This window comes from Halomonas sp. THAF5a (genome assembly GCF_009363755.1).
Classification (GTDB): Bacteria; Pseudomonadota; Gammaproteobacteria; order Pseudomonadales; family Halomonadaceae; genus Halomonas.
Genome location: NZ_CP045417.1, coordinates 3,036,390 through 3,049,273 on the forward strand (window position 1 = coordinate 3,036,390; position 12,884 = coordinate 3,049,273).

Consider the following 12,884-nt stretch of genomic DNA (forward strand, 5'->3'; position numbering starts at 1 on the left):
CCGCCGGCCGCTCGGGCCACCCGGGCCATGCCGGCCGCATGGCCCGAGCGGGAGATCAGCGACTCGACGCCTGCAAGGCGAAGGCGGCCCGCCCCTCCTGCACGGCCTTGGCGCGCTTGAGGCCCCAGTAGGCGAACACGAAGTAGGCCAGGGTGCACCAGATGGTGATGTCGTAGAACAGCTCGCGGTTCGCCTGGTAGCCGGCCAGGTCGGCGCTGAAGAAGAGCACCTTGACGGCCAGCAGGCTCGGCACCACCAGGCCCAGGATCCAGACGGCCTTGATGACCCGGCTGAGCGTGCTGGTGTCCCTGGTCGGGCCCGCGGGCTCCTGCGCCCCCTGCCTGGCATGGAAGGCCTCCACCCGCGCCTGGAAGTCACGCTCGGCCGCTTCCGCCTCGGGGTAGGCCTCGGCGGCACCGAAGCGCCTGGCCAGCAGGGTGTAGGCGGCGATCGACACGCACCAGGTGGGCACGAACAGGTAGTAGAAGGGCATCACGTCGCTCAGGTTCAGGACGCAGGCGAACGCCAGTGACAGCGCCCAGGTCGCCAGCGCCGGCACGTTGTGGGCGAGCCCCTTGTAGCGCGCCCAGAAGCGGCTGAAGCCGAGCCGGGGGAAGAGGTGGTGCTCGGCGAAGATGATGCCGCCGATCGGCACCAGCAGCAGGCCCGCGTAGGTCAAAAGCGGCAGCATGCTGCGATAGATGAACGGGAAGCAGCTGATCACGGCGACCCCGAGCCCCACCAGCAGCGTGGCCTTGTTGCGCGAGAAGCGGGGCATCACCGCCTGGGCCGCGAGGCCCGCCCGGTAGAGGTTGGAGTTGGCCGTGGTCCAGCCGGCGACCACCACGATCACGAAGCCGGAGGCACCCAGCGCATGCCAGGCGACTTCGCCGGGCTCCAGCACGGCGATGCTCGTCTGGGTCACCGCCGCGGTCGCCGCGCCCATCAGGCCGGCCGAGATCCAGGCGACATAGTGGCCGAACATCATGCCGGTGCTGGTGGCGAGGCCGGAGCGCTTGCGCTTGGCATAGCGCAGCAGCGCCATGTCGATGAGGCCGAAATGCGAGAAGGTATTGGCCGCCCAGGCGAAACCGATCACCTCCCAGATGCCGATGCCCGGCTCGCCGTCGACATCGGTGCCGGTGAAGACGGTGCTGCCGGCGACCTCGATGAAGGTGGAGACATCGCCAAGGGTGGTGGTCCCGGTGACCGACTCGGCCAGTTCCGGGAGCAGCACCATGCCCCCGGCGGTGAACATCACCATCAGCCAGGGCGCACAGATGCTGGCGAACTCGGTCAGCGCATTGAAGCCGTAGACCGCGATCAGCACCACGATGGCGGCGACCGCCAGCGCCAGCACCACGAAGGCGGGATCGGTCGGATAGGGCTGCGCCTGGGCCGGAATGTCGAACAGGATGCGTACCGCCGTGGCCGAGACCGTGATCATCGCCGCGGAGATGACGCTGAAGATGATGACGTTGGCCCAGTTGTAGAGCCAGGCCATCGAATCGCCGGCGATGCGGTGCAGGTAGGTGAAGAGGCTCAGGCGGGTCTCGATGGCGATCGGGGTGGTGATCAGCCAGAAGCTGAGCACGGCCAGGGCATTGCCGATCAGCAGGCCGATCAGGATGTCCCAGATGCCCGCGCCGAGGGCGACGAAGGTGGCACCGATCACGAACTCGGTGGCGGCGACATGCTCGGCGGCGTACAGGCCGGCGAAGTGCGGCCAGCGGTGCAGCTTGTGCGGCGGAACCGGCAGCTGTTCATCGTCCATCTGGGCGATGTGCCGGTCCAGGCCTGGCCCGGTGGTGGCCATAGGAAACTCCTCATGATGACTCGGGCCACGATGACGCGCCCCTAGCAGTGATCATTTGTTCAAACAGAAAGCAAATGATCATTTGTGCGCCGACAAAACGCAAAATTGCGGCCTTAGACTTTAGCCGTAGCGTGGAGGATCGAGGCCGAAGGCGGCGCTTATGGCCCCGCCTCGATGATGGCCCGCGCCGCGCCTTCGTCGGTGACCAGCCCCTGGAGCCAGCCGCCGCGCAGGGCGGCCAGGATCGCCGTGCCCTTGGCGCGTCCCCCCGCCACCGCCACCAGCGGGCGGTCGCGCAGGATCTCGAGGGGCAGACTGGTCATGCGGCGAGTGATGGAGCAGTCGATGACCCGGCCGTCGCGGCTCAGCGGCCAGCCCAGGAGCTCCCCCACCGCCTCGCCGGCCAGCAGCTCGTCGAGCTCGACCTTGCTGATGAAGTGATCCTGGAAGAGGTTGGCGCGGCGGTCGATGCGCCCGACGCCGACGAAGGCCGCCTCGGCTTCCCGGGCGACCCGCTCCACCGACTGATAGAGCCGCTGGCCGCAGAGTGCCCGCTTCTCCTCCACGCTGTCGGCCACCACCGGCGCCGGCAGCAGGAAGCGACCGCCGCCGGTCTTGTCCGCCAGCACCATCACGCCATCGTAGCGGTTGGAGGAGCCGTCCCGGGCCACGTTGCCGACCAGCGACACGAAGCGGTGCTGGGGCCGGTCGATGCGACTGAGCGCCTCGACCATGGCGCGCACCGCGCGGCCGGTGCCCAGCGACAGGGTCAGGGGGTCGCTGCGCTCCAGGTACTTGGCCAGCCGGTCGGCCGCCGCCACTGCCAGGTAGGGCGTGCTGGCATCGGCATCGGTGTCCGGCGCGGTGGGCACCACATCGCAGAAGGCAAGCCCGTAGCGCTCGCACAGGGCCTCGGAGAGCGCCATGCAGCCGGCGATGGGGTGGTCGATATGCACCTTGATCAGGCCTTCCTGGCGCGCCAGGGCCAGCAGGCGCTGCACGCCGGGACGCGACACGCCCAGCTGGCCGGCGATCTCGTCCTGGGTGCGTCCGCCGACATAGGAGAGCCAGGCCGCACGGGCAGCCTGGTCCAGGCGTTGTTCGAACTTGTCCACGTGCGGGCTCTGCTCAGATGGCTGCGATGCGGGAAATCATCGCAAGCCTGGCGCGTCGGCACAATCGTGCCCCGCTCGCCAGCGCATTCGCCGGGGCACCGTCCGCCGCCCCGGGGCGCCCTCGCCCCGGGCCGCAGCCAGCGCGCTCTCCAGCGCCGCCTCGGCCATGCGGTCGTGGTCCTGCTCGGCGGAGTTGACCGCCACCGGCAGGAACTCCAGCAGCCGGCTGTCGCCGAAGGTAGCCAGCCGCAGCGAGGCCGGCAGCCCGCCGGCCTCGAGCAGGGTGTCGAGCACGCCGTCGAACAGCGAATAGGACGCCGTGACCAGCGCGTCCGGCAGGCCATGCTCGTCGAGGACCCGGCGCATCAGCCGCGCGCCCTCGGCGCGATCGTAGCGCTCGCCGGACAGCACCAGGGCCGCCGCCTCGCGCCCGGCCAGCGCCCGCTCGAAGCCGCTGCGCCGCTCCTCGGTGATCGACAGCCAGGGCACCGCGTCCAGCCACACCACCCGCGACATCCCGGGCGACAGCACCGAGGCGGCGAGCCGCTCGGCGGCCTCGGCGTCGTTGCTGACCACGCTTGGGAAGCGCGCGGCATCGAAGCCGCGGTCGACGGCCACCACCGGCAGCCCCTCGGCCTGCAGCTCGGCGTAGAAGGGATCGTCCATCGGCAGGCTGCTGGCGGTGATCAGCACCTCGCAGCGCCGCGCCCGCAGCGCCAGCGCCAGGTCGCGCTCGACCTCCGGCCGGTCGTCGGAGCCGGCGATCAGCAGCTGATAGCCCGCCTCCCGGGCGCCGCGCTCCAGCCGCTTGGCCAGCCGCGCGTAGGTCACGTTCTCCAGGTCGGGTACGATCAGCCCCAGGGTGCGGCTGGAGCCGCGACGCAGGGCCGCCGCCTGGGGATCGACCCGGTAGCGATGATGTTCGACCACCGCCATCACCCGGTCGACGGTGTCCTGGCTGATGCGCCGTTTCTCGGCCTGGCCGTTGATGACATAGCTGGCCGTGGTGCGCGACACCCCGGCCAGTCGAGCGATTTCCGCGAGCGTCATGGATCCCCCCTGAACTGGACCTGGCATTCTACGCGGGAGCCTCCCGCCACCATCCCCTGCCAAAGTCGTAGCCTCGAAGCCTTGCCAAGCCGGATGAACCGATTCAGCATTCGTCCTGTCGAAGGTGACACGATTCACCTTGCCCGCACAAGCCACCGCTGCGCCCCGGGAACCATGGAGTGGCCCGGCGTCGCCCCGACGAACCGGAGACATCGATGTTGACCCTACGCCAGGATGACGTCCTGCTCGGCTGCCGGGCCGAGCACTGGCGCGATGCGCTGGATCAGGCCGCCGAATCGCTGCACGCCGCCGGGCTGGTCGCCCCCGAGTATCGCGACGGCCTCCACGCTCGGGAGGCCCAGTCCTCGACCTTCCTCGGCAACGCCATCGCCATTCCCCACGGCACCCCGGAGAGCCGCGAGCACGTGCGCGCCACCGGCGTGCGCGTGCTGCAGTTCCCCGAGGGCATCGAGTGGCACGACGGCCAGCGCGTCCACGTGCTGGTAACCATCGCCGCCCAGAGCGACGAGCACCTCGACATCCTGCGCCAGCTGACCCACGTGCTCGACCAGGACGGCATCGCCGAGCGCCTGGCCGGCGCCGAACGGGCCGCCGAGATCGCCGAGCTGCTGTCGAAGGCGGTAGTCGAGGCCCGGCTCGACACCGACACCCTGTGCCTGGGCTTCCCTGCCCGCGACCATCACGAGCTGGCGCTGGCCGGCGCCGCCCGGCTTCGCCAGGCCGAGTGCGTCGACGCCGCCTTCGTCGCCGCCGTGGCCGAGGCCGCTCCGCGCGCCCTGGGCCGCGGCCTGTGGCTGGTGGCCAGTGACCGCGGCGTCGGCGTGCCGGCGCTGGCGCTGGCCACCCCGGCCGAGCCGCTCACGGCCGACGGCGCCCCGGTGCAGGGCGTGTTCTGCCTGGCGGCCCAGGGCCAGGCCCACCGCGGCCTGCTCGAGCGCATCCTGGCGCTGCTCGAGAGCGACGCCCCCGAGACCCTGCACCGGCTCGACGCCGACGCCCTGCTGGCGCGGCTGGCCGGCGAGTCCGCCGCCGCCCGCCAGCGCCTGGCCACGGTGCTCAACGCCCACGGCCTGCACGCCCGCCCGGCCAAGCAGCTGGTCCAGGTCGCCCGCGCCCAGGGCACCACGGTGCGCGTGCGCCTGGCCGAGGGCGGCTTTGATGCCGTCTCGGCCGCCAGCCTGACCAAGGTCATCAACCTCGGCGCCCGCCGCGGCCAGCAGCTGATCTTCACCGCCGAGGGCGACACCGCCGAGGCCGCGCTGGACGCGGTCTGCCGGGCCGTGGAGGACGGCCTCGGCGAGCACGTCGAGCCCTTCGATGCCTACCGCGAGCCGGTGGCCACGGCGCCGGAGAACGCCCCGGCGCTGGCGCCGCTGGCCGACGACGTCGCCCACCCGGCGGTGGCCGCCTCGCCGGGGCTCGCCATCGCCCCGGCCTTCGTGCTGACCACGCCGAGCTTCGACTACCCGGCCCGCGCCGCCGACCCGGCCGCCGAGCGCCGCCGGCTGAATGAGGCCCTCCGCGAGGGCGGCGAGCAGCTCGAGGCGCTGATCCAGCACGCCCGCGGCGGCGAGGTCTCGCAGATCCTGTCGATGCACGAGGAGATGCTCGGCGACCCGGAACTCCATCAGGCCGCCCGCGAGGGCATCGACGAGGGCGCCTCCGCCGAGGCCGCCTGGTGGGAGGCGATCGACACCGCCGCCCAGGCCCAGGAACGCCTGGCCGACAAGCTGCTCGCCGAACGCGCCGCCGACCTGCGCGACGTCGGTCGCCGGGTGCTGGGCATCCTGTGCCGGGTCGAGCTGCCCGAGCCGCCGGATCATCCCTACATCCTAGTCACCGACGACATCGGCCCGTCCGACGTGGCGCGCCTCGACACCAGCCGCGTGCGTGGCCTGCTGACCGCCCGCGGCGGCGCCACCGCCCACAGCGCCATCCTGGCCCGGGCGCTGGGCATCCCCGCCGTGGTCGGCGCCGGCGAGCGCATCCTGTCGCTTTCCAACGGCACCGAGCTGATCCTCGACGGCGAGCGCGGACGGGTGACCCCGGCGCCCGCCGCCGAGCGCCGCCGGGCCGCCGAGCAGCGCCTGGCCGAGCGCCGCCGCCGCGAGGCCGAGGCCTGGGAGGCCCGCTTCGAGCCGGCCCGCACCCGCGACGGCCATCGCGTCGAGGTGGCCTCCAACCTCGGCAACACCGCCCATGCCGCCGATGCCGTGGAGCGCGGCGCCGAGGGCGTCGGCCTGCTGCGCACCGAGTTCGTGTTCATGGCCCACGCCTCGCTGCCGGACCTCGCGACCCAGATCGGCGAATACCGCGAGGCCCTCGACGCCCTCGACGGCCGCCCGCTGGTGGCACGCACCCTGGACGTGGGCGGCGACAAGCCGCTGCCCTACTGGCCGGTGCCCCAGGAGAGCAACCCCTTCCTCGGCCTGCGCGGCATCCGCCTGGCGCTGACCCGGCCCGAGGTGCTCGAGACCCAGCTCCGCGCGCTGCTGATGGCCGCCGCCCCCTCGGCCGAGCCGAAGCGCGACGCCCGGCCGCTGCGCATCATGCTGCCGATGGTCAAGGACGTGGCCGAGTTTCGCGCCGCCCGCGCCATCCTCGACCGGCTGCTCGAGGAGCTGCCGGCCGGCGAGCGCAGCGACGACGTCCAGCTCGGGGTGATGATCGAGGTGCCCTCCAGCGCCCTGCTGGCGCCGACGCTCGCCGCCGAGGTCGACTTCTTCTCGGTCGGCACCAACGACCTGACCCAGTACACCCTGGCCATCGACCGCGACCATCCCGAGCTCTCGGCCCAGGCCGACGGCCTGCACCCGTCGGTGCTCAGGCTGATCGAGATGACCGTGGCCGCGGCCCACGCCGAAGGCAAGTGGGTCGGGGTGTGCGGCGAGCTGGCCAGTGACGCCACCGCGGTGCCGGTGCTGGTCGGCCTGGGCGTCGACGAGCTCTCGGTCAGCGCCCGCCAGGTGCCGCTGGTCAAGGCGCGGCTGCGCGAGTTCGACCTCGAGGAGGCCCGCGCCCAGGCCGCGCTGGCGCTCGCTCAGGCCACCGGCGAGGCGGTCCGCGACGCTCTGGAGGCCCGCTGATGGCTCGCCTGCTGACCCTGACCCTGAATCCGGCCCTGGACCTGTCGATATCGCTTGTGCGCCTGGCGCCCGGCGAGGTCAACCGCACCAGCGCCACCCACCTCGCGGCCGCCGGCAAGGGCGTCAACGTGGCCCGGGTGCTGGCGGCACTCGGCCATGACGTCTGCGTCTCGGGCTTCCTCGGCGCCGACAACGACGGCCCCTTCCTGCGCGCCTTCGAGGCCGCGGGGCTCGAGGACGCCTTCCTGCGCGTGCCCGGCGAGACCCGCATCAACGCCAAGCTGGCCGAGGCCGACGGCCGGGTCACCGACGTCAACGGCCCGGGCCCGGCCATCGACGCCGAGGCCTGGCAGGCACTGCTCGACCGGCTCGAGACGCTGGCCGCCGATGACGCCCGCCGCCCCGAGGCGGTGGTGATCGCCGGCAGCCTGCCGCCCGGCGTCACGCCCGAGGCGCTGGCCGAGCTGATCGCGCGGCTGCGCGGCGCCGGGCTGCCGGTGTGGGTCGATACCAGCGGCCCGGCACTGGAAGCCGCCATCGCCGCCGGCCCCACCGCGGTCAAGCCCAACGAGCAGGAGCTCGCCGCCTGGGCCGGCATGCCCCTCGACGACGAGGCCGCCCGCCTGGCGGCCGCCCGCCGCCTGCACGAGGCCGGCATCGAGGAGGCGGTGCTCTCCGCCGGCGCCGACGGCGTGCTGTGGGTCAGCCGCCGCGGCGCCTGGCAGGCGCTGCCGCCGGCCATGACCGTGGCCAGCACCGTGTGCGCCGGCGACACCCTGCTGGCCGCGCTGCTGCACGGCGTGCTCGAGGGCCACGCGCCCGACGAGGCGCTGCGCCTGGCCACCGCGCTGTCCGCCGAGGCGGTCCGCCATGTCGGCGTGGGCGACGCCCGCGCCACCGATTTCCCGTCACTCCAACAACAGACGCGCGTCCACCGCCTTGGCGGCGACGACGCCGGGGGAGCCCTCGCATGAACGTTATCCTCATCACCGCCTGCCCCAGCGGCATGGCCACCACCTTCCTCGCCGCCCGGCGCCTCGAGCAGGCCGCCGAGCGGCTGGGCTGGCAGGCCACCGTGGAGATGCACGGCGAGCTTGCGCCGGTGCAGCCGGTCTCCGCCGAGGCCATCGCGGCCGCCGACCTGGTCGTCGTCGCCGCCGACCACGTGCCGGACCCGCAGCGCTTCAAGGGCAAGCCGCTGTTCCGCGCCACCATCGACCAGGCGCTGCCCGACCCGGGCGGCTTCCTCGAGCGCGCCCGGCGCGAGGCCGAGGCCTTCGTGCCCGGCGGCGAGACCCATGCCACGCCTGATTCCAGAACCGGGGCGGCGGCCGCCACGGCCGGCGGCCAATCCATCGTCGCCGTCACCGCCTGCCCCACCGGGGTCGCGCACACCTTCATGGCGGCGGAGGCCCTGGCCGAGGCCGGCAGGGCGCTGGGCCATCCCATCCGCGTCGAGACCCAGGGCTCGGTGGGCGCCCAGGACCAGCTGACCGAGGCGGAGATCCGTGACGCCGAGGTGGTGATCCTGGCCTGCGACATCGAGGTCGACCCGACCCGCTTCGCTGGCAAGCGGGTCTACCGCACCTCCACCGGCAGCGCGCTGAAGCAGCCGAAGCCGACCCTCGAGGCGGCGCTGGCCGAGGCCGCGGTGGAAGACGGCAGCGCCCCGGCGGCAGGCGGCGAGGCCAGGAAGAGCCTCAAGGAGCGCGGCGTCTACAAGCACCTGCTGACCGGGGTGTCCTTCATGCTGCCGATGGTGGTCGCCGGCGGCCTCTTGATCGCGCTGTCGTTCGTGTTCGGCATCGAGGCCTTCCAGGAGGAAGGCACCCTGCCCGCGGCGCTGATGCAGATCGGCGGCGGCACGGCCTTCGCACTGATGGTGCCGGTGCTGGCCGGCTATATCGCCTATTCCATCGCCGACCGACCCGGCATCGCCCCGGGCATGATCGGCGGCATGCTGGCCTCCGAGATCGGCGCCGGGTTCATCGGCGGCATCCTGGCCGGCTTCCTCGCCGGCTACGTGGCCAAGGCGGTGACCCGCTACGTCAGGCTGCCGGCCAGCGTCGAGTCGCTCAAGCCGATCCTGATCATCCCGCTGGTGGCGAGCCTGGTGACCGGCCTGACCATGATCTACGTGGTCGGCGAGCCGGTGGCGGCGAGCCTCTCCGGGCTGACCACCTTCCTCGAGAACATGGGCTCCACCAATGCCCTGCTGCTGGGCGGCCTGCTGGGCGCCATGATGTGCTTCGACATGGGCGGACCGGTGAACAAGGCCGCCTACACCTTCGGCGTCGGCCTGCTGGCCTCCGAGACCTACGCCCCCATGGCGGCGATCATGGCCGCAGGCATGGTGCCGGCGATCGGCATGGGCATCTCGAGCTTCGTCGCCAAGGCGAAGTTCTCCGAGCCCGAGCGCGAGGCCGGCAAGGCGTCGTTCGTGCTGGGCTTGTGCTTCATCAGCGAGGGCGCCATTCCCTTCGCCGCCAAGGACCCGCTGCGGGTGATCCCGGTCAGCATGGTCGGCGGCGCGGTGACCGGCGCGCTGTCGATGCTGTTCGGCGCCAAGCTGATGGCCCCCCACGGCGGCATCTTCGTGCTGCTGATCCCCAACGCCATCACCCCGGTGCTGCTGTACCTGGCGGCGATCGTCATCGGCTCGCTGATCACCGGCCTCGGCTACGCAGCGCTCAAGCGGGGCAGCCAGACGGTGGCGGTCGAGGCCGGCGCCTGACGCCTCGCTGCACGACACCCGACACGACAACGCCCCGGCAGGTCTTCCCTGCCGGGGCGTCAGCGTGTCGGACCCTGCGTGGTGCGCCCCTTCTCCGGGCATGCCACCAGGACGGGGACGATATCGCCTTCCCCTCAGGCGACCTGGCGGCGCCCCTGGCTCGCGGCCTGCATGGCCAGGGCGGTATCCAGCATCCGGTTCGAGAACCCCCACTCGTTGTCGTACCAGGCCATGACCTTCACCAGCCGTCCGTTCACTCGCGTGTGGTTGGCATCGAAGGTAGAGGAGTTGGCGTCATGGTTGAAGTCGATCGACACCAGCGGCTGGGCATTCACCGACAGCACCGGTGAGGCTTCGGCCGCCCGCGCCACGATGGCGTTGATCTCCTCCTTGGTGGTGTCGCGGCTCGCGGTGAAGGTCAGGTCCACCAGCGAGACGTTGATCACCGGCACGCGCACGGCCAGGCCGTCGAGCTTGCCATCCAGTTCCGGCAGCACCAGGCCCACCGCCGCGGCGGCGCCGGTCTTGGTCGGGATCATGGAGTGGGTGGCGCTGCGGGCCCGGTAGGGGTCCTGGTGGTAGACGTCGGAGAGGTTCTGATCGTTGGTGTAGGCGTGCACCGTGGTCATCAGGCCGTTCTCGATCCCCACCGCCTCGTGCAGCGCCTGGGCCACCGGGGCCAGGCAGTTGGTGGTGCAGGAGGCGTTGGATACCACCTTGTGTTCGGCGGTCAGCACGTCCTCGTTGACGCCGAAGACCACGGTGGCGTCGGCGTCCGGGCTCGGGGCAGACACCAGCACGCGGCCGGCACCGGCCTCGAGGTGCTTGCCGGCATCGGCACGCTTGGTGAACAGGCCGGTGCACTCCATCACCAGATCCACGCCCAGGCGCTCCCAGGGCAGCCGGGCCGGGTCGCGCTCGGAGCTGATCTCGATGCGATCGCCGTCGACCGTCAGGCTGCTCTCGTCGTGAGAGACCTCGAACGGGAAGTGGCCATGCACGGTATCGTGGCGCAGCAGGTGGGCATTGAGCGCCGGATCGCCCAGGTCGTTGATGGCGACGACCCGTACGCGGTCCCGGTAGCCACCTTCGTAGAGGGCGCGAAATACATTGCGGCCGATGCGGCCGAAACCGTTGATGGCGATCTTGAGCGTCATGATCTCTTCCTCTCGATCCAGACGTTGCCGTCTTGTGGGATGGGGGGAGCCGTAGAGCGACGGGGCACGCCGCCGGGTTCGGACCCGCCCGTCGGGCCGGTCGACGACTCATCTGCCCACGATCGTGGCGCAGGATGGCCGAGGAGACAAGTTTTTTGCGTAAATTTACAACATAAAGTTGACACAAAAAACTGAGCCTCCTCTACAAACCCTTGTTTTTAAGGGATTAAACCCCAAGACCTTGCCCCGTGGGCGCTCGAGGTAGACTTTCGTCTAAGACGTCATATTTAGTAAAATAACCACTACTGCAGTATCGTATTCGACAACCTCGCGATCGGCGACGTTCCGCCGCCGGCACGCTATTGTCGCTACAGGAGAGCCCGGCATGACGCACCGCCCCACCCCCATCCGCCGCACCAAGATCGTCGCCACCCTGGGCCCGGCCAGCGACCGGGAGGGCGTGCTCGAGGCCTTGCTCGAGGCCGGCGTCGACGTGGTGCGCCTCAACTTCTCCCACGGCTCCGCCGACGACCACCGCCAGCGCCTGGCGCGGGTGCGCGAGATCGCCGCGCGCCTGGGCAGGAGCGTCGCCGCCCTGGGCGACCTGCAGGGACCCAAGATCCGCATCGCCCGCTTCCAGGCGGGCGCCGTGACCCTCGAGGAGGGCCAGTCCTTCATCCTCGACATGGGCCTGGCCAGCGACCAGGGCGACGCCACCCGGGTCGGCTGCGACTACAAGACCCTGGCCGACGACGTCGCCCCGGGGGATCGCCTGCTGCTCGACGACGGCCGGGTGGTGCTCGACGTCAACCGGGTCGTCGACCACCTGATCCACACCAGCGTGGTGGTGGGCGGCAGGCTCTCCGACAACAAGGGCATCAACAAGCAGGGCGGCGGCCTCTCCGCCCCGGCGCTCACCGACAAGGACAGGGCCGACTTGAAGACCGCCGTGGACATCGGCGTCGACTACCTGGCGATCTCCTTCCCGCGCAGCGCCGCCGACATGGACGAGGCCCGCGAGCTGCTCGGCGAGGCCGGGGCCGAGATCGGCCTGGTGGCCAAGCTCGAGCGCGCCGAGGCGGTGGCCAGTGATGAGACCCTGGACGGCATCATCCGCGCCAGCGAGGCGGTGATGGTGGCCCGCGGCGATCTTGGCGTGGAGATCGGCGACGCCCAGCTGATCGGCACCCAGAAGCGCATCATCAAGCACGCCCGCACCCTGAACCGCGCGGTGATCACCGCGACCCAGATGATGGAGTCGATGATCGAGTCGCCGCTGCCCACCCGGGCCGAGGTGTTCGACGTGGCCAACGCCGTGCTCGACGGCACCGACGCGGTGATGCTCTCCGCCGAGACCGCCGCCGGCGACTTCCCGGTGGAGACCATCGCGGCGATGGACCGGGTCTGCCTGGGCGCCGAGCGCGAGCGCCGCGCCCAGGAGTCCGGCCACCGCATCCACGAGGGCTTCAGTCGCACCGACGAGACCATCGCGCTCTCGGCGATGTACGCCGCCAACCACCTGGCCGGGGTGGCCGCCATCGCCTGCATGACCGCCTCTGGCTACACGCCGCTGATCGCCTCGCGCATCAGCTCGGGGCTGCCGATCATCGGCCTGGCCCACAACCCAGTGGCCCAGCGGCGCATGGCGCTCTACCGCGGGGTGGTCTCGCTGCCCTTCGACACCAGCGAGATGACCGCCGCCGAGCTCAACGACCGGGCCCTCGCGCTGCTGGTCCGCCAGGGCATCGCCGAGCCGGGCGACCACGTCATTCTCACCCGGGGCGACCACATGAACGCCCACGGCGGCACCAACACCATGAAGATCCTCGATGTCGCGCCCTCCCATGCCTGAGGGCCGAGGGCGGCGCAGCGCCCGATGCCCCCTGCCGGCCGACACGCGTCCCT

General features: G+C 71.6%; 8 protein-coding genes. 4 read left to right on the forward strand and 4 right to left on the reverse strand.

Translation table 11 applies throughout. From position 1 onward, the window contains the following. Positions 1-55: 55 nt before the first annotated feature. The 3 genes from FIU83_RS13765 to cra all read right to left on the reverse strand — a co-directional run bounded on the left by FIU83_RS13765 (position 56) and on the right by cra (position 3,981). Complete coding sequence (locus tag FIU83_RS13765) at positions 56-1,816, reverse strand: cytosine permease (RefSeq protein ID WP_152484567.1); 1,761 nt, start codon at positions 1,814-1,816, stop codon at positions 56-58. 158 nt (positions 1,817-1,974) lie between these two features. Beyond that, positions 1,975-2,931 carry a sugar-binding transcriptional regulator gene (locus FIU83_RS13770; protein ID WP_152484568.1) on the reverse strand — a complete coding sequence of 319 codons (957 nt, stop codon included), beginning with the start codon at positions 2,929-2,931 and terminating at the stop codon, positions 1,975-1,977. 36 nt (positions 2,932-2,967) lie between these two features. Beyond that, positions 2,968-3,981, reverse strand: a complete 1,014-nt coding sequence (gene cra / locus FIU83_RS13775; RefSeq protein WP_152484569.1) for a catabolite repressor/activator — start codon at positions 3,979-3,981, stop codon at positions 2,968-2,970. Between the two features lie 215 nt (positions 3,982-4,196). Between cra and ptsP the strand changes: the two genes are divergently transcribed. The 3 genes from ptsP to FIU83_RS13790 are packed head-to-tail and all read left to right on the forward strand — an operon-like array spanning position 4,197 to position 9,822. After that, the gene (gene ptsP, locus FIU83_RS13780) at positions 4,197-7,088 is read left to right on the forward strand and encodes a phosphoenolpyruvate--protein phosphotransferase (RefSeq protein ID WP_152484570.1); all 2,892 of its coding nucleotides are present in this window, start codon (positions 4,197-4,199) and stop codon (positions 7,086-7,088) included. Further along, a complete protein-coding gene (gene pfkB / locus FIU83_RS13785; RefSeq protein WP_152484571.1) occupies positions 7,088-8,062 on the forward strand; it encodes a 1-phosphofructokinase in 975 nt (324 codons plus the stop codon). Before ptsP ends, pfkB begins: the two co-directional genes overlap by 1 nt. Next, the gene (locus FIU83_RS13790; protein ID WP_152484572.1) at positions 8,059-9,822 is read left to right on the forward strand and encodes a PTS fructose-like transporter subunit IIB; all 1,764 of its coding nucleotides are present in this window, start codon (positions 8,059-8,061) and stop codon (positions 9,820-9,822) included. Before pfkB ends, FIU83_RS13790 begins: the two co-directional genes overlap by 4 nt. Before the next feature lie 134 nt (positions 9,823-9,956). Here the strand turns inward: FIU83_RS13790 and gap are convergent, their stop codons facing one another. Beyond that, complete coding sequence (gap, locus tag FIU83_RS13795; RefSeq protein WP_152484573.1) at positions 9,957-10,979, reverse strand: type I glyceraldehyde-3-phosphate dehydrogenase; 1,023 nt, start codon at positions 10,977-10,979, stop codon at positions 9,957-9,959. 385 nt (positions 10,980-11,364) lie between these two features. Here gap and pyk point away from each other — a divergent pair, with 385 nt between their 5' ends. Next, positions 11,365-12,831 carry a pyruvate kinase gene (gene pyk, locus FIU83_RS13800; protein WP_152484574.1) on the forward strand — a complete coding sequence of 489 codons (1,467 nt, stop codon included), beginning with the start codon at positions 11,365-11,367 and terminating at the stop codon, positions 12,829-12,831. The last annotated feature ends 53 nt before the right edge of the window (positions 12,832-12,884 follow it).